The following is a 20881-nucleotide window of genomic DNA, read 5'->3' as shown; positions in this document are numbered from 1 at the left end:
CTTGCTTACCCTGCCAGCAGACGGTCGGCAATTGCTTCTACATCAACTGCGGCATCTGCCCCCGGGGAGCGCAGCAGAATGGACGTCTGGTTCCGGATTGCATCCCGGACACGCATGTCCCTGCGCACAATCCCAACTAGGGGCGGGCTTATTTTCAGGAACCCCTCGCAGGCCTTGCGCAGGGTTGCGTAGGTGCGTTCCCCTTCACGGACAGAATTGGCGGCGTTGATCACAACCCGGATATCCGCATTTGGACGTTCCATGGTCGTTACCTTGATAAAGGCGTAGGCATCGGTCAGAGATGTCGGTTCATCCGATGTAATGACCAAAATGGTTCCGGCGGCCCGTGAAAGCTGGCGTATGCTTTTTTCCACGCCGGCCCCCAGATCGATAATTACTTTGTGGTATGCGGGGGCGGCCAGCTCAAGGTCTTCGGCCAAGACCTGCAGACGCGAGAGAGGAATATTCGCCAGCGAACCAGATCCGGAACGACCAGCGAGAACATCAAATCCCCCGCTTTGATAGGGCGTAAAGGCCTGGTTGAGGGTTACGCGTCCGGTGATGACACTGGCTAGGTCGTAACGTGGCATCAGCCCAAGCTGAATATCCACGTTGGCAAGTCCAAGATCTCCGTCAAAAAGCAGGGTCTTGCGTTTACGCATGGCAAAGGCGTGCGATAATGTGATCGAGAACCACGTTTTGCCGACCCCTCCCTTGCCGGATGCAATGGCAATAATGTTGCTGCTGTGCCGGCCCGGAGCCGATGGTGCAAGAACGGGCGCCTGTCCGTAATCGGTCTGAAGAGTCATCCGCGGGCCTCACTCATGTCATTTCCTGTTTCTTGAATGTCCGCCCCGGCGTGGATGGCGAACATTGGCCTGGCATCCTGGTCCGGGTCGGGCAGGTCCACGGGCTCCTCCTGCTTATCCAACAGAGTTGGGTTATCGTGACTCCACGAGGCTTTCGGCTGTGGTGGTGTTGCAGGTCTGCGGCTGGCCCAGTCATCAGGAGCGGCCGTCAGCGAGTTATCTCCCGGTGGAACCAGAAGGCGTGCCATCGAGATTGGATTGATGGGGCACAATCCATTGGCAACATGTGGATTGATGCTGACATCGCAGAACATGAACTGTCCGGAATCAGCTGCAGCGAGAACAGCCCCCAGCCGTCGTGTCATGTCCAGACGGGTTGCCAGAATGCGTGTGGCTCCCACTGCAGCGAAGGCTTCAGCAACTTCCGTTGCTTCCACAGGGTCCCCCCCTGCCGCCAGTACCAGCACGGGTTCTACCTCTATGGCACGGGTCAGGCCACGCAGAAAACCCATGTCTTCCGGGCTGAACGGATTAAGGCCCGGGGTATCAATGTAAACAAGGTCGCTGCAGGCCGCAGCCTCAGCAACCATTGTTTCCAGGCTGGTTATGCCGCGTGCTTTCTTGAGTTCAACGCCCAATATATTGGTAAAGGCAGACAACTGCTCCAAGGCACCGGCCCTGACCGAGTCCGCGGTTACAACAGAAACAGAGCGGCCTGCAATACGTGCCCGTGCGGCCAGTTTGGCTACAGTGATTGTTTTGCCGGTCCCTGGAGGACCAACCAGCATGACGGGCACTGGCGAACGTTTTGCCGGCAATGCGGCAAAAGCAAATAGTTCATCCAAGGCACCGGCCGTTGCCAGTGTAGGATCATCGGTTCCAATTGCCTTTGCCGCAGCTACGATACGTTCTGAAAGGCGGGGTAGAACGCCGTGATAGGAGAGGCATTCGCGGATTGTTTCGGTCAATGCAGAGGGCGGCGTTCCCAAGGCAAGATATTCATTGATTTCCTCGTCCGGTGCGGTTTCCTCCAGTGCTGCGGTGATACGTACACCTTCACTGCCATTGGCTCTCTGGGTCGAGATGATGATGGCATCATCCCCCAGCTCTGCCCGTATCATGGCCATACCCTCAGCCATCGAGGGCGCTGTATAATATTTCATCCGCATGGTATGCCTCCCCACTTGGAGGAGAACCGTGCTTTACATGGGGAAACGCGGTCTGCCATCATACCTGCCCCAGTGTTTTGATACGAGCTTTGGGATGGATTTCGTTCTGACTCATCACCATGGTCATGGGGCGAAAGCGTTCGATGATTGATCGCACATAGGGCCTGATCATCGGACTTGTTAACAAGACCGGGGTTTCCCCCTGCATGGCAAAGCGTTCAAAGACCTGCCGTACACCGTTGATAAACTCGTGAAGTGTGGATGGTGGCATAGCCAACTGGCGCTCTTCACCCTGACCGATCAACGCTTCAGCAAAGTTCTGCTCCCACTCTGGTGACATTGTGACCAAGGGGATCACCCCTTCTTCATCGGTGCAGGCATCGCACAGCTGGCGGGCCAGCCGCATGCGGACGTGCTCGGTCATCATTGTCAGATTTCGGCTGATTCCCGATGCCTCGGATATGCCTTCCAGAATGGTTGGCAAATCACGAATCGAAACCCGCTCCGCCAGAAGATTTTGCAGGATCCTCTGGATCCCGTTGATGTTGATCTGGTTGGGGACAATGTCGGCAATCAGTTTCTGATGATCCTTGTCCAGCTCATCAAGAAGCTTTTGCGTTTCGGCATAGGACAAAAGTTCCGCCATGTTATCGCGGACAACTTCGGTCAGGTGTGTGGTGATAACCGTTGCAGGATCAACAACCGTGTAGCCACGGAACAGGGCTTCCTCGCGATTGGAGCTTTCAATCCATACGGCAGGCAGACCAAAGGTCGGTTCGCGTGTTTTTTCGCCGGGCAGCGTTATGTCTTCGCCACGTGGATCCATGACTAACAGCATGTTGGGGCGCAGATCACCGGTTCCGGCCTCGACTTCCTTGATAAAAAGCGCGTATTCGTTGGCTGCAAGCTGCATATTGTCCTGGATGCGGACACTGGGCATGACAAATCCCATTTCTGTGGCCAGTGCACGGCGCAGCGCCTTGATCTGGTCTGTCAGCCTTTGGTTACCCCCGGCAGAGATCATGGACAACAGCCCATACCCCAGCTCGAGACGAACCATATCAATCCGCAGGGCGCTGGAAATAGGTTCTTCTGCGACCGGTGCGGCCTCCCGTTCTGCTTGGGCGGCCATCTCTGCCGCATGCATGGCGGCTTTGTGGTGGCGATGATCCGTAAACCATGCGGCTCCGCCGGTTATGCCTGCAAGAAGCAGAAAGGGCAGGGCCGGTGTGCCCGGAATAACAGCCAGAAGACCAGCAACAGCCGATGACATGCCCAATGCTTTTGGATACTGCGTAAACTGGCTGCCTAAGGCCACTTCGGTGCTTTCGCTCAGCCCTGCCTTGGAGACCATCAAGCCGGCGGATACAGAAACAATCAGTGCCGGAATTTGGCTGATCAACCCATCCCCGACGGTCAGCCGGGTATATGTGTCGGCAGCGACCGAAAAGCTCAGATTGTTCTGGGCCATGCCGATGATCATGCCACCCATGATATTGACGGCCGTAATGATCAAGCCGGCAATCGCATCGCCCCTTACGAACTTCGAGGCACCATCCATGGCCCCGAAGAAGTCTGTTTCTTTTTGCAACTCACGACGGCGGGCTATGGCTTCACGTTCATCAATGACCCCGGCAGATAAGTCAGCATCAATGGCCATTTGCTTGCCGGGCATGGCGTCGAGGGTAAACCGGGCCGTGACTTCGGCGATACGGGTTGATCCCTTGGTAATAACCATGAAGTTAACAAGAATAAGAATCAGGAAGACAATCACCCCGATGACGAAGTTACCGCCCATGATGAAGCCACCGAAGGCTTCTATAACATGACCGGCAGCATCGGTGCCCTGATGCCCGTATTGCAGGATCAGGCGGGTCGATGCCAGGTTCAGGGACAGGCGCAGCAGTGTTGTCATCAAGAGAATGACCGGGAAGCTGTTCAGCTCCATGGCCTTCTGTATGAAAATCACAGTCATCAGGACAAGAACAGACAGGGTCAGGGACAGAGCTAGGGCAATATCCAGAAGCCATGGCGGCAGCGGGATAATCAGGATGACCAGTGTTGCGGCAATACCAAGAGCCAAGAACAAGTCACCACGCAGCGCCGCCCGTTTGAGGAACGCCGCCCCGCCATCCATGGCACCGGACAAGCCCGCTGTTGTTCTCGCCTCTGTTGAAGAGGGATCAACGCGGTCTGCCGTTTGCAGGTGTGTTGCCTGTTCTGCCATGCGTTTGTCAGTTCCCGCGCAAAGAGTGTGTTGAACTGTTCTAGATTCGAAAACCTGATGCTATTTCACAATCAGGCCGGAACATCGGCCTCCCCACCTGTTGGTGGCGGGACCGGAAGCCCTTGATCAGTGTACAGCCTGAGTTTGTTGCGAAGCGTCCGGATCGAGATTCCAAGGATATTGGCAGCGTGCGTTCTGTTCCCCAGCGTATGGCGCAGAGTATCGATGATCAGATCTCGCTCAACATCAGCAACGGTCCGTCCTACCAAGGTTCCGATACTGCCGTTCGGGTTGGGCACATTCTCCCCGTCTTCCGTCAGAAGAATGGCGTCACGGTCAATTGTGTCGCTGCGTGCCAAAAGAACAGAGCGATGGATCGTGTTCTCAAGCTCGCGGACATTTCCTTTCCATATGTGCCGCTGTAAGGCCTCCATCGCATTGGCTGCAATGGGGCGGGCCGGTACTTTGTTCAGTGCCGCATACTTTTCTGCAAAATGCTTGGCGAGAATCTCGATATCCTTGGGACGGTCACGCAGTGGTGGCAGAGACAGTGTCACGACGTTCAGACGGAAGAACAGGTCTTCGCGGAATGTGCCCTTGCGTACTTCTTCCTGAAGATTGCGGTTGGATGTTGCGAGAATGCGGACATCAACCTTGACGGACTGGTTGCCTCCGACGCGTGTTAGTTCCCGTTCCTGAAGAACGCGCAGCAGCTTGGCCTGAAGGCGGACATCGATTTCTGATATCTCGTCCAGCAGCAAGGTGCCGCCTGTGGCTTCCTCAAACTTGCCGATGCGTCTGGCAATGGCACCGGTGAAGGCCCCCTTCTCGTGACCAAAAAGTTCTGACTCAAGAAGGTTCTCAGGAATGGCGGCGCAGTTGACGGCAACAAAAACACGGTTCGCTCGTCGTGATTTCTGGTGGATGTGTCGGGCAACCAGTTCCTTGCCGGTTCCAGACTCTCCGACGATCAGGATGCCTGCCTCGGAAGGAGCAACCTGATTGGCCAAGTCCATGATCTTCTGCATGGAGGGATCGCGGAATATAATGGTGTTGTCCTGCTGCACAACGGCGGCAAGGACAGCGGCAATTAATTCCGGATCAGGAGGGAGGGGGACGTATTCCTTTGCGCCTGCCCGTATTGCCTCCACGGCAGCCTTGGTATCGGTAGAAACGCCACAGGCAACGACGGGCACAGATATGCGTTCGGATTCAAGGCTGGCGACAAGAAGACGGATATCCAGCCCGATATCAACCATCATTAAATCAGCGCCATGGCCGCTGCGCAGTTGGGTCAGCGCAGCGTGAATATCGTCGGCCTGACTGACCTTGGCGCCACGGCGCATGGCAATCTGGCTTGCCGCACCAATCTGTCCGCCTAGGGAGCCAACAATCAACAAACGCATTCGTATAATCTCCCACTACAAAACAGACATGACCCAAGGCTGCTACCGCACTATAGAACGGCAAATGTCAAAAAATTCTTATCCTCCTGCCGGTTGTCGGATCAGGTCGACGTGTACGGGCAGCCGCTGACCAAGGGGCAGGATGCTATTGAAGTGTAGTTCCAGTTGCGATGGAGTTTCCCTGCGTTCAATTGATAGGACTGTTGTCAGCCATATCTGGTATATCAAGGCTTCTTCCTGACCATTGCGTTCCAGCCGTGACCCAAGGGGGCCAAGGATCATGTAGGCCATGACGGCGCCGTAGAAAGTGGTCAGAAGGGCAATCGACATCCCCGGTCCGATCGCGGCCGGATTATCCAGATGCCCCAGCATCTGTACTAGGCCGATCAAGGTTCCGATCAAACCCATGGCAGGGCTGGTCTCTGCGGCGCGCCGCAGGACGCAGACCGCCCGGTCACTGTGAACCCGACTTGAGGCGATATCTGAAGAGAGAATACGTACAATCTCATTTTCGGCCGTACCGTTCAGCACAAGCTGAAGCCCCTTGTGAAGAATCTGGTCGCGATGCAGTGAATTCAGAACAACGCCGCGTAGTCTCAGGATGCCATGGCGGTGTGCATATTCGGCGATACGAAGCATATCCAGCGCCACATCCTGTGGGGCGGGCATCTTGTATCCAGCCGATCGGCCCAGTTCGCGTAGTGTTTGCCGTATATCAGACCAGCTGAAGCTGGTTGCTGTGATCAGTATGGTGCCACCCAATACAATCAACAGGCCCGACATGTCGACAAATGACAATGGCGAGCCGCTGGCTGCAATAGCCATCACTGTAAGGGCAACAGCGCCCAGTATACCCGAGAGTGTCGCAACATCCATGCCCCGAGGCCGGCTTGTATAGTCATCCGAGGAGTCCGGCAGGCTTTCCTGTATGTTACCGCTTTCGGCCATCAGGTCTGGTCCTTGATGCATGTTAAGGGATTGTATTAGGTGCGGTCTGTCTTGATAATTTCTGTCATAGTAATACCGAGCCTGTCCTCGACGACGACGACCTCCCCACGGGCGACGAGGCGATTGTTGACGTAGATATCAATAGCTTCCCCGACTTTCCGATCCAGCTCTACAACGGCCCCGCGCCCCAAGCGCAGCAGGTTGTTGACTTGCATGGATGACTTTCCGAGAACGGCGGATACTTGTACCGGGATGTCGTAGACAGCCTCAAGGTCAGCGGCCGAGCGTGGTTTATCCGGAAGTTCCTCGGCAATTTCCATATCGTCATCGTGTTGGCCGGTTTCATCCTCTTCCTCCGGCATTTCATCCAGCTCAAGATCATTGTCAGCCATGACAAGCGTTCCTCCCTGTTTACGCGTCGGGTTTCAGGTCTTCTGTCGGATCTACATCTGCAGCGTGTTGTGTTATCTCGTCTGCTTGCAGTATGTCAGCGTCTTCACCTGTATTTGTGTTTTCACTGACGATAATCTCTGGTTGCATAGTTTCTGGTTCGGCTAAGGCAATCTGTTCAGAGGCTTCACGGCTGGCTTGCTGTACCAAGGCCGTTTCCGCATGCTTGCTTGGAGGCGTGTACCAGTTGGCCGGGTCAATATCGGGCCATATGTCCTCGACCGTCCTTTTAACGGTATCAGTTTCCTCACTATGGGACAGGTGCCCGGGTTCCAAGGCTTGTCCCTGCTGAAACGGCGGAATATTCCGCTGTACCAGAGCGTCTATTTCATCAAGTGCCTGGGCCATATTTCGCTCTGCGCCGCCATCAGCCCATTCAACACGGGCATCAGTGGGAAGCATGGAGGAATCACCCAGCAGAACCATGCGTCCTTCGAATCCCGTTTTGCTGATTGTTTCAGTCAGATGTTTGCGGAGGAGATCCACCATTTTCGGGCTGGTATGGATCAGGATACGGGGCTGACCGATCAAATCCGGCAGCAAGGACTGCACAAGGCTGGTAATCTCGCGTATGGCATAATCATCGGCTGTATGTGGCAGTAACTTCCGGCAAATCGTGTGTACAACCTGGATGGCTGCAGATGTGGCCGCATCAGCAAGAGGGTCTGTCTTGCTTGCAAGAACAGTCATTGACTCTGCGCAGCGATTTAATGCCTCGGCTACAAATTGCTCCACGGATGCGGCTGCTTCCTGAAGGGCGGCAGCATGCCCGGCGACATAGGCTTCTTCACGGGCGAACTCCAGCTCTTCCTGACTGAAAACAATCGGGGGCGGTTCCTCTGGTTCCGGCGGCAGTTCCGGCTCTGGCTCCGGCGGGGGTTCGCTGATCAGGAGTTCGGAAAGAACAGGCTGTCGCTCCGAGGGTGTCGGTTCGTCGAAACGGACATCAAAGGTAAATTTGCGGACAGTCGGCGGGGCCATGAAGTACTCCGGGGGTCAGGCAGGGAAAGGAATCAATAGACCAGTTCGTCGTCTTCCTTCCCTTCAGAGATGACAATCTGCCCGGAATTGGCCAGCTCCTTGGCCAGAACAACAATAATATTCTGTGCTTCGTCTACTTCACGCAGACGGACGGGGCCCATGGCATCCATGTCATCACGCAGCATCTTGCCGGCGCGCTCGGACATATTCTTGAAGAACAGGTCTTTTAGACCATCCGAAGCACCCTTCAGAGACAGGGCGAGCTTGTCCTTTTCCACATGGCGCAGCAAGGTTTGAACGCCGGCTGCATCCAAGCGATTGAGGTCTTCAAACGTGAACATAAGTTGCTTGATCTTTTCCGCACTCTCGCGGTTACGCTCTTCAAGGGCCCCCATAAACCGGGCTTCGGTGTTGCGATCAAGATTATTGAAGATGTCGGCCATCATTTCATGCGCATCGCGGCGTTGTGTCCGCGCCAGGTTCGACATGAATTCGGTCCGCAGCGTTTTTTCGACACCATCCAGAACTTCCTTCTGGATGGCTTCCATGTGCAGCATGCGCATGATGACTTCCAGCGCAAAAGGTTCTGGCAAAAGGCCCAGAACCCTAGCGCCGTGATCTGCCTTGATCTTTGAAAGCACAACAGCAACGGTTTGCGGGTATTCGTTCTTCAGATAGTTTGCCAGCACCTGTTCGTTAACATTGCCAAGCTTGTCCCACATGGTACGCCCTGCGGGACCACGAATTTCCTCCATAATGGATTCTACGCGGTCTTTCGGCAGGGTTTTCATCAGTAGGCGTTCTGTCGTGTCAAACGAACCAACCAGCGACCCGGTGTTGGAGATGGCATCGGCAAATTCCACAAACAGGCGCTCGACAAGGGCCGCCGAGACGGTGCCAAGGTTCGCCATGATCTGTGAAAGTTCCTTGATCTCGTCATCATTCATCATCGAGAACAAGCGGGTTGAATGCTCGTCACCCAAGGACAGCAGAAAGATGGCCGCTTTCTGTGGTCCGGTCAGGCTTCTATAATCTTCTTTCAGGCGCCCCACGGTGCCTTCTCCTCTGTCAGGTATGCATCAAAAGGCCAGAACATGTGCATGCCCGGGCACAAGCCCAACCTCTATGCGGCCTCCTGGTACAGCCAGTTCCGAATGATCGACACGGCCTCTTCCGGATGCTTGTCGACAATCTCCCCGATCTTGCGCAGGGATGATGCTTTCACGCGACCCTCAACCTTGTCGATATCAATCAGCTCGTCAGAAATGTCCTCTTCCTCCGGAATGGGCGCTGGGCCGGACAGCTGCGCATTGGGCATTCCATCTGCGGTCAGCAGCTGGTTGTCTTCGCTTGCTGCCATGCCCTCGAAGGCCCGTGCCACCAAGGGACGCACCACCATCAGGATGATCAGGATCGCAACAATCGCAACACCGAAGCTTTCAGCCATACGCATGACTTCGGGTTTGGTGAAACCCATGAACATCCACGGCGCTTCCAGATCGGCCTCGTCCAAAGCCTGGAACTGCATGTTGACCAGTTCAACCTGATCGCCGCGCGCGGCATTGAAACCAATAGCCGAGCGCACAATAGCAGCCAGCTTGTCCATTTCTTCGGCCGGACGTGGCTGGAATTGCCTTTCCCCATTGTCCCCCGTGCTGTAAATGCCGTCAACAAGGACCGCGACAGACAACCGCCGGATTTGGGGGCCCTCCTTGACTTGGTTGGTAACCTTCCGGGAAATCTCGAAGTTTGTTGTTTCCTCGGTCCTGTTCTCGCGCGATGTGGCAGCAGGGCCACCGGAGGCCGTTTGTGCATTGGGCAAATTGTTGGCAACGCTGACATTGCCAGGATCATTTTCCGATGATTCGTTGCTTTCCTGACGATTTACGGTAGATCTGGCTACCTGAGCTTCTGGATCGTAGATTTCCTGGTTGGTCACAACTTTGTCAAAATCGATATCGGCGCGGACTTCGGCCCGAATCTTGCCCAGTCCCACGACATTTTCCAGAAGCTGTTCCAAGGAACGTGCGAGTCGTGATTCTTCCCTGCGGCGCATCTCCTCTTGGGTATTGAGCTTGGCGACGCCTTCATCTTCCATACCCGGCGTCAGAAGGGTACCGCGATCATCCACGATAGAGATCCGTGCTGGTTTCAGGCGTGGCACCGAGGCGGCGATCAGGCGCTGTACCGCATTGGCTTGTTCACGGGACAGGCGGCCACGGTGCATTTTGATGAAGACGGCAGCAGATGGATCCTGTGTTTCGCGGGTAAATACCTCCCGCTTGGGCATGACGAGGTGTACGCGTGCCGCCTTGACCCCCTCTATGGCCATGATGGTCCGTGCCAGCTCACCTTCCAGTGCCCGCACCTGATTGACGTTCTGCATGAAGTTGGTGGCACCCAGACTGTCCATCTGGTCGAATACTTCGTAACCAACGGCCCCGCCTGTTGCGGACGCTTTTTCTGCAAGTTGTACCCGAAGTTTAAGAACCTGGCTGGATGGTACCGCAATCTCGGTGCCGTTATTGCGTAGCTCAAAAGGGACCTTCTGGCTTTCCAGCTCGGAAATAATGGCTTTTGCATCGGCTGTGGACAGATCGCTAAACAAGCGTTCCATGGGCGGTGTGCCCAAACGCGTGGCAAAGTAAACAAGAAAGCCAAGAAGACCAATTGCGACGCCAGCCAAGGCGGCCAAGCGCGCCGGCCCCAGATTGCGCATTTGCTGAACAAATGAGTCCACAGTCCGCTTCCCGCCAAGCCACGTCTTGGTTTGTGCCCAAGAACGTACGTTTCTGAAAACAAGGGTCAGATTGCCCCTGCGCCCGTATTCAGGAGGCTATGCTGTGACGGTGAACAACCGGTTAATACCGGGCAATTTTTGCCTGGTCTGATGGCTTTTCGGACAAGAGGAGACGGACAGTAAGGAAGCCCCGGTCTTGTGCACCCCGGAGCTTCCTTTGCGTGATCAGTATAAAAAATTTGTACACATAATATTAGCCGGGATCATCAGCGCTTGATATTGACCAGTTCATCCAGCATCTGGTCGGTTGTTGTGATGATTTTTGATGCCGCTGAATAGGCCCTTTGTGTCGTGATCATCGTGGTGAATTCTTCTCCCAGATCAACAGTCGAAGCTTCCAGCGATGCACCGGATACAATGCCGGCTGTCCCGCTTCCTGCTTCGCGCAGGGTTGGCAGGCCAGACTGGCTCGTTTCCTGGAACACGTTGCCGGTTTGGCTGTTCATGCCATTCGGATTCACAAACGTGGCCAAGGGGATCATGAAGATGGGAATGGTGACCCCGTTGTCAAACCGGGCAGTTACAACACCATCTTCCCCGATTGTCAGACCGGCAAAGTTACCGAACTTGTTACCGTTCTGGGCAACCTTGTTCAGCTGGTACGCCCCTGCTTTTTGCTGCATGGCCTCGTTGGGGCTGTTGTAGTTGCCCAGAAACAGGGCAATACCGGGGCTGCCACCTGTCAGTGGCGTTGACCCATCCATATTCAGGGCCCCGTTGGCCCAACCAACGCGAACCCGCAAGCGGGGGTCAACGGCTGTTGTTTCATCCGATCCGTGCAGTTCATTAATGGTACCATCCCCATTGAACTTGACGGCGGGTGGTTCGTTATTGTTTGGTTTGATCCACGACATGCTGGGGCCAAGGGCTGGTACCGTAAAGACAGTGCTCTGGAGAACAGATTTCTGGTTGTTGATGTCTTCCAGTGCGGATGCATCAACAGAAATTTCCTGACCGGATGTGGCCGAGAACTGACGGAACATAATGCCATTTTCCCCTGCCACCCGGATGGCCAGATTGCCAGGAGGAGAGGGCGGAAACCGGCCAGCAACATCATTCAGCGACGCGGAGGAGGCCGTATTGATCATTTTGCCAAGAATATCCAAGATCTGGCTCAATGATTTACCGGTGGTGTTGATGACGAACTCGTTGGGTGTTCCGCTTCCAATTGTTGCGTGAGTCGGCGCCGCTGCAAACGTGGTTCCTGAAACCGCGCTTATCTCAAAAGATGATTGAATATCCCCTGCCGAACTTGTTACCCAATTTCCTGGTCCAAGGCGAGTACTGAAATAGGATTGTGCTGTCTGGGCGATCTGATTGGCTATAGCTGCGGCCCCTGTGAGGCCGCTTACGTCAACTTCGGTTGCATTACTTGCTGGGCCGGGTGTCCGAATGGTAAAGGTAATCCCCCCTATTACGATCGTATCTCCGTTTGCCCCCGCTGCGTTTGCTGTCACGCTGTTATTCTTGGCTCCGTCATCACGATATCCGCTGGTTGGATTTACCGTGCTGAAACGGAATTTGTAGTTGTCCACGCCCAAGGCCATCGTCATTGTTTTACCATCGGCCGGGATATTGCTGAAATCAACCCGTCCTGCAGCGAAGTACACGCGTTTGGCGTCTGTCTGGTCATCAAGGGTCAGGTATGTGGTTCCTGCCGGGGGCATGGCTTCGTAGTCCCACTGGTTTTGTCCCCGTTTGATCCATGAAAAGTTCAGGTTATGGCTGTTCCCAAGGCTGTCAAAGATCGGGGCGTTTGTCTTCTCGGTGGCACCGACCAGAGCGCCGGAGGGCAGATTGGCGGCAATGGACAATATCGAGGTTGCCCGTGCGGTCCCCCCGATACTGCTGAGGTTCATAGGCTGCAGGTTGACATTATCAATGGCGTTGTCGTTCATATAGTACGTTTCGCCAAGATTGTTTTTATACGATTTCATATATGTATTGCCGTCTTTGACAACGGTGGCTGCACTTAATGATCCATCCCAGTTTTCCAAGGGCCACCCTTGCAGATAGTATCCGCCAACGTTTTGCAGATATCCGTCTTTATCGATCTTGAAGGAGCCGGCCCGGGAATACCCGAAGCCCGTGGAGTTCAGGGCCTGCTTTGACACGACAAAGAAGCCGGCACCGGATATGCCAACATCGGTTGAGGAAGTGGAGGATTGCAGAAGTCCCTGTATGTCAACACCAGTGCGGGGGCGCGACTGCACACCGCCGGCGCTGTAGGAGGTTGACGAGACCTGACGGGTCACAAAGGTGGCAAAGTTTGTCTTTGTTCCCTTATATCCAATTGTATTGATGTTTGTGACGTTGTCGGCAATTGCCCCCATGGCCGTAGACTGGGCTGATAGGCCGGACACACCGGCAAACAGGGCTCCGTACAGCGACATTGGTTGAACTCCTTGCTTCTTACCCCGTCCCTTTTCGCCTCTGATCAGGACGGAAGATCACTCTTTCTGCTTTATGACGGCCCGGGGGGGCGGATACTGTGTCCGCTCATGCGGACAGTCTTTCTTTTTCCTGCATCTATATGCCTGCCGCTGCCAAGATGGCAGAAACTGGAATCGTTGATGTGCCCATCACGACCATTGGTGTGCCGCCGGCATTACTGACTGCGTTCACAGTTCCAAAAGTTGTTGTGGCAATATTCTCCAGCAAGGTTTCTCCTTGCTTGGCCTTTACCCGTATAGAGTAGGGACCGTCTTCCAGAAGAACCCCCTCATCATTGGTACCATCCCATTCCAAGGTGTGGTTGCCGCTACCGGTACGTCCGTCCAAGGTCCGGACAGTAAAGCCATCACTATCCACAATGCTGATTGTCGTGCTGTCCGTCATTGATGGCAGTGTGTAACCAAACTTGGCTTTGCCATTCTGCAGGGTCAGCATATTGCTTCTGACCTCGACACTCTTGCCGACATAACCAAGGGCAGAATCCAAGGAGGCATTCTTGCCGTCCCATGTGGCAGAGATGGACAGGATCTTGGAAATTGGCACACCCGCCTTGTCCATGACCAGAAGCACCTCACCATCCTTGCTGGTGACGCCTGTGACCTTGCCAAAGGCCGTGGACCACGTTTCAACAGATCCCTTGTCGCTTGTAGCCGTGATGGCAAGGTTATAGGTTCCGTCGGGCAGCTGGTCGCCGTTGTCGTCTTTGCCATCCCAGCGGAAGTCGTGCATCCCGGCCGATGTTTCACCATTGAAGGAGCGGACAACGCGCCCGGTGGCGTCCTTGACCAGAATACCAACCTGTTTGGCCGCTTCCCGCAGGCCGTATGCAAACCGACCCTTTCCATCCTGAAGGGGAACCTGGTTGCTTTCTGCTTCCACATAATTACCGATATAGCTGACAGCTGTTGCGGCCAAGCTGGCATTCTGCGCAGCGACCAGTTTATCGAGTTTCTCGTTTTGTGACATTTGCTGTTCAACTTGTGCAAATTGAACCAGCTGCTGGGTAAATTCTGTTGAATCCATCGGCGACAGGGGATCCTGATGCTTCAGCTGACTGGTCAGAAGCGTCAGGAATGTGTTTAGGTCCTTGGCCAGCTTGTTCCGTGATACATTCTCTTTCCCACCATTCTCTTTGGTGAGCTGCTGGTAAAGAGCCTGATCATGGGCCGAAGCACTTACCGATGGCATGGTCTTTCTCTCCGTCCAGATCTAGATACGGACATCAACGCCGCCGCGGGCTGCGGCTGCTGTTCTGCGCAGGCTTTCGATGTCCGGTGCTTCTGCAAGGTCATCGTCTAGGGAGTGACGGTGAGGATCATAAGGGGTACCGGCTCCTTGGCGTCCGCCGTCATTCTGATCGGCTTGCCGTGGGTTTCCTTCACCACGCAGGGAGAAATTCAGGCTGCCGCTGTCTGTCTTCAGCCCTGAGTCCTGCAGGGCACGTTCCAAGTTGCGGGCATCTGCCTTGAGAAGGTCCAGCGCATCCCGGGTCTCCGCGACAACATGCGCGCTGACACGTCCTTCATGGACTTCCAGACGTATATCAACTTTTCCCAGCGTCTCGGGACGTAGCTGTATGCGAATGGTATCACCGTTCATGGCACCCTTGGTTATCTTGAGTCGTATCTGTTCGACTGGGCTGGGATCGGGTGTCTTGGGTGTTTGTGTTGGTCTGAAGGTAGATGTGGTTCTGGATGCTTCACGCTGCTGCTGGGTTGTTGCGCCAGCGGCTTGTGCGGATGTTGCTTTTGAACCTGACGTAGCTTCGGCATTCTGCCCGGATGATGCGTCAAGGCTTGTGCGGAAGGAAGATGTTGATGTACCGGTTGTTCCAGCTAGTACTGAACCGCCGTTCTGGAGGTTGTTCCCTTGCGGAAGATGTTGTGTTGTCTTGCCATTCTGGCCTGTTCCGTCACTATTGTTGCCATTCTGGCCAGTCGTTCCTTGATCTGATGCCTGTGATGCCAGTGTCCAAGATTCTCCCTTGGTGGACTGGCTGAAATCATGTCCTTGGTAGCGGGTTTGCCCATCGCGGGCTTCTGCCCGCACGGTTACTTTTATTCCTCCCTCTACGGCATCCCCAACGGCAGCCTCGATCCCCTCGGACTGCGCGATATTGGCTGTCCGGAGATCTTGTGGCCGTATCTGGTTCGGCTTTGTCTCTTTTTGATCGGTAGGTTCGGCTGCTGCCTGTAAATCAGCAACGGGATTTACCGGTCCCTGTCGTACAGACCCATCAACCAAACTATTGCCAGCCTGTTGTGGCCCGTTCAGTTTGACCTGTGCTCCTGCGTTTACCACCAAGGACTCATCACCTTCTGAGGTGGCAACAAAGGATATGGCCTGTGTCTGCGAGACCAGCGGAACCAGCGATTCCGCAGCCCTGTCCTTACCTTCCGACCTGTCCGAAGAGGAGGACTCAGTCTCGCTTCGGCTGGTGTTGTTTTTGCGCTCGGTATGGGCAGAGCCTGTTGAGGCCCGTGCTTCATCCCGTTCTCCTGCCGTCCGTCGCGGCTCTGTACGTTGACGTACGCTCCGCTGGGATGGTTCGGGCCGCTCGGCACGTTCAATGGTGCGTGTTACGGAGTGGGCAGCTGTCAGGGTATCGGCAGACTGGATCAGTTTCTCACGCAGGGCATCCGTACCATCCGTCAATGTTCCCTTGGCCAGAAGAGCGGCAAAATCAGGGGTCTCACCATCAAGGGAGGGTGTGGCATCCGGGTTTGTCGGGGTGCCTGACTGATTCGAAGGTGTTTTCGTTTTGACCGCTGACACATCCATTGTTGGCTATCCCTGACTCTGTTGTCCCATTTATCTTTTGCACCGGGGCAGACAGGTGCTCCCGCCGCCAATGCAGCAAATGGTGTGCCAGATCAGTTTTGGGCTTTTGCTGGGCGTTCTTGTGCATTTGCTTGGCCGGTATGGTTCGCCTTGACATACGATGCGGTAAATATTGCCGCCCGATGGGGTATCTCCTGCCGGCCTTGGAGGATCCAGACTTTGGGTTCCCTGCACGGCAAAATGCCATTCGTTCTTCCTATGTTCTGGTTTGGTGGGTGAGCACAAGGGGGATGTGATGAAAAAATAAACTGTCAAGGTAGGAAACATGTGCCTTTGGTAAGGGATTATCTTGCGTCCGGGCGTGAAGCAGATGAAACTGCCGCCTCGACCAGGATGTTGGTTTCGGAGGGCATGGTTTCCCGAAGAGGCCTGCCCCACCAAGGGTCGGGGGATGGATTGCTATTTGCCATTCGTTGTCTGAACGCAAGGAGACCTTGAGTTATGAACAAGAGCGAACTCGTCGACGCCGTGTCCAATGAAGCCGGCCTCAGCAAAACAGATGCTGCCCGTGCTGTTGATGCACTTTTTAATGCTGTGACCTCTGCCCTGAAGAAGGGCGACGAGGTGCGTCTGGTTGGTTTCGGAACCTTTGCCGTTTCCAAGCGTGCGGCCCGTACCGGCAAAAATCCGCGCACAGGCGAAGAGATCAAGATTGCTGCCAGCAAGCAGCCAAAGTTCCGGCCGGGAAAGGCCCTCAAGGATTCTATTGCCTGAGGAATCCTTGGCGGATTACTGCCAACAGAAGACCCTCCTGCTTTTCTTGGCAGGGGGGTTCTTTATGTTTTTCGTTAGGTCAGAAAATCAGGAGTGCACTTGTTCTGCCTCGCGTCGTGCAGCATGGATGGCTTTTGCCCGGCTGCTGACGGCGTAGGCTTTTAGAATAGCTGTAATGTGTACCTTCACAGTCGATTCGGCAACGCAGAGAATCTCTGAAATCTCGCGGTTGGAGTATCCCTCGATAACCAGCTCCAAAACCTCGGCTTGCCGTGGAGTTAGGGTTGTTGCCCTACCTTGTTCCATGAGAGGTGCCGTTGAGGCAAAAATACCGTGATCCGGCTTGCTGTAGCCGGCAGGGGGCCTTCGTCCATGTTCGGTAAAGGAGGGCGCCCGGTACGCTGATAGCACCAAGGGAGGGACATAGGTGCCACCTGAAAGAATCAAGGTCAGGGCAGCCCTCATAACATCTTCGGGAAGGGACTTTGGCAGGTATCCGACGGCACCAGCGCGCAAGGACCCAAGCGCGGTTTCAGGGCGTTCATCTGCAGAAACAACGGCCACCGGGCTTGGCGCAGCATGATTTATTGCTTGTTCCAGACTTCCGAGGCCTGATGTGCCCGGCATTGTCAGATCCATCAAAATCAGGTCAATATCAGGGTGAGCCCCGAGATGTCCAAGCAGCTCTGTCATATCGGCAGCCTGAAGAACAGAAGCGGCACAATCAACTTTCTCCAAGGTTATGCTGAGTGCCTTGCGAACCAAAGGGTGATCATCTGCGACAAGGAATTTCATTCAGGGCTGCTTTTCCTCTGACAGAAAAAAGACTGTACGTAGCTTAGGTCTTGATCTCATTGCGTGGGGTAGTCGAAAGTATTCGATAAGTAAAATATCTGCATTTTATTTTTTATTATTTGGCATTGCATTTATTCCCGCCGTCAAGCCATCAAGAGAGAGTTTTGCGCTGACTGTCTGCTGGTTGGGCAGTGTATAGGTCAGTACCATCTTTTTCCCAGCTTTCATTTTCTCGACCGCATCTGCGGTCAGCAGAACGTCTGTCATACAGCCGTCGGGGATACAGCGTGTATAGGGCAGATCAGCAGGGTTCTTATCATCAATCGTTACGCGCAGCGGAATAAGGAGTATAATCCCAAGTGGAGCAACAATCCGCATGGATAAATCAGGGGCGTTGCCCTGTGCGGTGATTTCTGCCACAAGGATGACCTTCTTGTCTTCATCAAGGGCTTTCTGGTGCAGGATGCACTGCTTTCCCTCTTCCCGTGTTAGGCAATGCTGGGTCCAAGAACCGTATGCTTTCTCGGAAATTGGGTTCTTGGGATTTGCGTCTCCGGCGGAGGTTGGTGTCGCAAGGTGGATCAGGGCACATGCAAGAATGCCCGTTCGAGTCAATTTTCTGTTCACGGCACGTTGCTTTCAAAAGAGCCCGTATATAAGGAACGGCATAGCAGGAGAGTGGGGGGTCTGGCAAGAAAAGTAGGTTTTATACGGCTGTGCTTGACGTCTTATGGGTCGATAGGCATTCTCCGGGGCGAGAATTCCAAGGTATAAGTAGTATAAAAGTTATTGTTGCAGAATATATTTGACCTTGTTTTTGTAAAGGCATGAAGTGTGGTGCCAGAGGTGCCAGAGGTGCCAGAGGTGCCAGAGGTGCAGAGGTGCCAGAGGTGCCAGAGGTGCCAGAGGTGCCAGAGGTGCCAGAGGTGCCAGAGGTGCGAAGGTGGACGGTGGGCAGTGTTTCTTCGTCAGCCCGGACGGAGCAGATCGTGCAATGTGCTGAGATAGAGTGTCCGGATACTTCCTTGGACTTTGTTGACCTATTCTCCGAACCTGTGCTCGTGTGCAAGCAGGGCGTGGTTGTTCGTTATAACCAAGTAGCCTCGCGTCTTTTTGGTGGGGCCTTGTGTTCTGGGGTTCCTGTAGCCGATCTTCTGGGGAGGGGGGTGGGTGATCCGACCCATGGCGAACTGTCTTTCCTTGTGTCCAAGGAGCCCATCAATGTCGATGTTCGTGGAGAGGAAGGAAGGCTGGGTGCAGAGCTTCAGGTTTATCCCCTTCCTGCCGGCTTTTCTGGTGCAGATGCTCCTTGTTTTCTGATTTGCCTGCGGACTAGGTCGCGCCTCAAGGTCGTTGAGTCATCCTCTTCCCATCCATCTAGGCTTGCAGCCATTCTTGATGCCGTTGTTGATGGAATCTTGGTCGTTGATCCAAAAGGGATAGTTGTTTCCGCAAATCGTGCTGCCTTGTTGCTGTTTAATCGACATCCCGATGAAATGCAGGGGCTAGGAATTTGCGCAATGATCCCCCAGTTTGCCGGAGGTCGTTGGGTCTCCTGCGTCAACGCATCTTGGCTTGTCGGGCGAAGTCAGGAGATGTCAGGGCGTCACCGCGACGGCACGTTGTTTCCTCTGGAGGTCACGGTAACCCACCTTGATGAAGCGGAGGGGCCGATGTTCGCAGTTGTCCTCAGGGATATCACAGACCGCTGTCGCTCGGAGCAAGCGGAACTGCGCTATATGGAAGCCCTTGAGCGCCAGATCGAGATGCGTACGGGAGAGCTGCAGAAGCTTCACCGGCGCACCGAAGGAATTTTGAACTCTGCCAGTGATGCCATCATGGGCATCGATATCAATGGACGTATAACCTTTGCCAATCCGGTTGCGGGTGCCCTGCTGGGATATTCGCCACAGTCCCTTCCGGGAAAGCTGGCCGATGATGTTTTTATCCATGGTGACGGGGTTCGTTCCGGGCGCAGTGTGTTGGTTCGTGCGGCTCTGCGGCGAAGGCTGTTTCATGAGCGTATGGAACTTACTCTCTGCAAGCGGGATGGGTCTTCCTTCGTTGCCGAATATTCATCGCGTCCTCTTGAGGACGATACGGGCATGATTGGCGCTGTGGTTGTCTTGCGTGATATCACAGGGCGCAAGATTGCCGAAGAGCGTCTGGGTGTTGCAGCCAAGGTTCTGGAAACAACGGCGGAGGCCATATTTGTGTGTGATTTGCAGGGGCGCATCCTTGTTGCAAATCCGGCTGCGGTGTCCCTGTCCGGTTTGTCGGATCATGCGCCTGTTGGTATGTCGGTAACCGATATTGTGTTTGGTGGTGACAGTCGTGGTTGGCCATCACTCTTGGATGGCATGCAGGCACAGGACGGGCACTGTCGTCGTGAAATGTGGTCTGTTCGCTGTAGCGGGGAGCGTTTCGCTCTGCGCCTGACGGCTTCAGCGTTACGCTTGGCCGATGGACAGCTGCATCGTGTGGTCCTAGTTGCCAACGATATTACTCAGCGCAAGCAGGATGAAGAGAAGGTTCAGTATCAAGCCAACTACGATGTTCTTACAGCTTTGCCCAACCGGAATCTATTCAATGATCGCTTGGAGCATATGCTGCGTGTGATTAGCCGTACGGAAGGGGCTATTGCCCTGATGTTTCTTGATCTGGATGGCTTCAAGTGCGTCAACGATGATTTTGGGCATGAGGTTGGCGATATTCTCCTTCAGGAAGTTGCCCGTCGCCTTGTCTCGTGCGTCAGGGACAGTGACACCGTGGCTCGCTTTGGCGGAGATGAATTTACAATTATTCTGGGTGTTGTTGATGGATGCGAGGGTGCGGCCCACGTTGCCCGTCGCATTTTGCAGGTTCTGGCTGCTCCCTACAGTTTGTTATGTGGGCAACAAAGCATCCGCATACAGGATATCTCGGCTTCGATAGGCATTGTTATTCTGTCTGGTTGTGTGAGTGAGGATTCCTGTCATTTGCTCAGGAAGGCGGATGCAGCCATGTATCATGCAAAACAGTCTGGCAAGAATGGCTTTGCATTCTGGGATGAGGTGACAGGGGAGGCAACCTGTGCCCATACGGTACTTGGCTGTGGGGGTGCGTAGTACCTAGGTTCCCAAGCGTTGGAAAAGGCAGTCTTGCTCGTATAGAAAACGATATCTGTCTGTTTGCCAGACGTGGTATGGAATGTCTGTTTTTGCTGCGCGGTGATCGTACCAGTGTCGCGTGGTCCATGTGGAGGGACGTGTTGCAGGTCTTTTTGCCGGGGAATGCCTTGTTTATAC

The 20881-nt window shown here is 54.5% G+C and carries 16 protein-coding genes; 2 read left to right on the top strand and 14 right to left on the bottom strand.

Annotated features, from left to right (window positions below; translation table 11 throughout):
* Nucleotides 1–5: 5 nt before the first annotated feature.
* The 12 genes from AY555_RS09385 to AY555_RS09330 form a co-directional block, all read right to left on the bottom strand.
* Nucleotides 6–809: a MinD/ParA family protein gene (locus tag AY555_RS09385; RefSeq protein WP_066136004.1), complete on the bottom strand. Its 804-nt coding sequence runs from the start codon at nucleotides 807–809 to the stop codon at nucleotides 6–8.
* Nucleotides 806–1978 (bottom strand): flagellar biosynthesis protein FlhF, encoded by a 1173-nt coding sequence (locus AY555_RS09380; protein WP_082811988.1) that lies wholly within the window; start codon nucleotides 1976–1978, stop codon nucleotides 806–808. Before AY555_RS09380 ends, AY555_RS09385 begins: the two co-directional genes overlap by 4 nt.
* A 58-nt stretch (nucleotides 1979–2036) precedes the next feature.
* Entirely contained in the window at nucleotides 2037–4115 is a 2079-nt protein-coding gene (gene flhA, locus AY555_RS09375; protein WP_082812098.1) for a flagellar biosynthesis protein FlhA, read from the bottom strand.
* 161 nt (nucleotides 4116–4276) lie between these two features.
* Complete coding sequence (locus AY555_RS09370; RefSeq protein ID WP_066135999.1) at nucleotides 4277–5611, bottom strand: sigma-54-dependent transcriptional regulator; 1335 nt, start codon at nucleotides 5609–5611, stop codon at nucleotides 4277–4279.
* 78 nt (nucleotides 5612–5689) lie between these two features.
* Nucleotides 5690–6559, bottom strand: a complete 870-nt coding sequence (locus tag AY555_RS09365; protein ID WP_156483353.1) for a motility protein A — start codon at nucleotides 6557–6559, stop codon at nucleotides 5690–5692.
* 35 nt (nucleotides 6560–6594) lie between these two features.
* Nucleotides 6595–6951: a flagellar motor switch protein FliN gene (fliN, locus tag AY555_RS09360; RefSeq protein WP_066135996.1), complete on the bottom strand. Its 357-nt coding sequence runs from the start codon at nucleotides 6949–6951 to the stop codon at nucleotides 6595–6597.
* 19 nt (nucleotides 6952–6970) lie between these two features.
* A complete protein-coding gene (locus AY555_RS09355) occupies nucleotides 6971–7990 on the bottom strand; it encodes a FliH/SctL family protein (RefSeq protein WP_066135992.1) in 1020 nt (339 codons plus the stop codon).
* Between the two features lie 32 nt (nucleotides 7991–8022).
* On the bottom strand, nucleotides 8023–9042 hold the full coding sequence (gene fliG, locus AY555_RS09350; RefSeq protein WP_066135988.1) for a flagellar motor switch protein FliG: 1020 nt from the start codon (nucleotides 9040–9042) through the stop codon (nucleotides 8023–8025).
* Between the two features lie 71 nt (nucleotides 9043–9113).
* Nucleotides 9114–10730: a flagellar basal-body MS-ring/collar protein FliF gene (fliF, locus tag AY555_RS09345; protein ID WP_066135985.1), complete on the bottom strand. Its 1617-nt coding sequence runs from the start codon at nucleotides 10728–10730 to the stop codon at nucleotides 9114–9116.
* Between the two features lie 266 nt (nucleotides 10731–10996).
* The gene (locus AY555_RS11830; RefSeq protein WP_066135981.1) at nucleotides 10997–13183 is read right to left on the bottom strand and encodes a flagellar hook-basal body complex protein; all 2187 of its coding nucleotides are present in this window, start codon (nucleotides 13181–13183) and stop codon (nucleotides 10997–10999) included.
* 136 nt (nucleotides 13184–13319) lie between these two features.
* Nucleotides 13320–14432: a FlgD immunoglobulin-like domain containing protein gene (locus AY555_RS09335; protein ID WP_066135978.1), complete on the bottom strand. Its 1113-nt coding sequence runs from the start codon at nucleotides 14430–14432 to the stop codon at nucleotides 13320–13322.
* A 21-nt stretch (nucleotides 14433–14453) separates the two neighbouring features.
* Nucleotides 14454–16025 (bottom strand): flagellar hook-length control protein FliK, encoded by a 1572-nt coding sequence (locus AY555_RS09330; RefSeq protein ID WP_066135976.1) that lies wholly within the window; start codon nucleotides 16023–16025, stop codon nucleotides 14454–14456.
* 501 nt (nucleotides 16026–16526) lie between these two features.
* On the opposite strand from AY555_RS09330, the gene AY555_RS09325 reads away from it, so the two are divergent.
* Nucleotides 16527–16799 (top strand): HU family DNA-binding protein, encoded by a 273-nt coding sequence (locus AY555_RS09325; protein WP_066135973.1) that lies wholly within the window; start codon nucleotides 16527–16529, stop codon nucleotides 16797–16799.
* Between the two features lie 87 nt (nucleotides 16800–16886).
* On the opposite strand, the gene AY555_RS09320 is transcribed toward AY555_RS09325, so the two are convergent.
* Nucleotides 16887–17594 carry a response regulator gene (locus AY555_RS09320; RefSeq protein ID WP_066135970.1) on the bottom strand — a complete coding sequence of 236 codons (708 nt, stop codon included), beginning with the start codon at nucleotides 17592–17594 and terminating at the stop codon, nucleotides 16887–16889.
* A gap of 105 nt (nucleotides 17595–17699) precedes the next feature.
* Nucleotides 17700–18221 (bottom strand): invasion associated locus B family protein, encoded by a 522-nt coding sequence (locus AY555_RS09315; protein WP_066135967.1) that lies wholly within the window; start codon nucleotides 18219–18221, stop codon nucleotides 17700–17702.
* Nucleotides 18222–18619: 398 nt separating this feature from the next.
* Here AY555_RS09315 and AY555_RS09310 point away from each other — a divergent pair, with 398 nt between their 5' ends.
* The gene (locus AY555_RS09310; RefSeq protein ID WP_167798409.1) at nucleotides 18620–20701 is read left to right on the top strand and encodes a sensor domain-containing protein; all 2082 of its coding nucleotides are present in this window, start codon (nucleotides 18620–18622) and stop codon (nucleotides 20699–20701) included.
* Nucleotides 20702–20881: the final 180 nt, after the last annotated feature.

Origin of the sequence: Haematospirillum jordaniae, assembly GCF_001611975.1 — a bacterium.
In the GTDB taxonomy this organism is placed as follows: Bacteria; Pseudomonadota; Alphaproteobacteria; order Rhodospirillales; family Rhodospirillaceae; genus Haematospirillum; species Haematospirillum jordaniae.
Note: the sequence above shows the minus strand (reverse complement) of the source record. Positions and strands in the feature narration are given on the sequence as shown.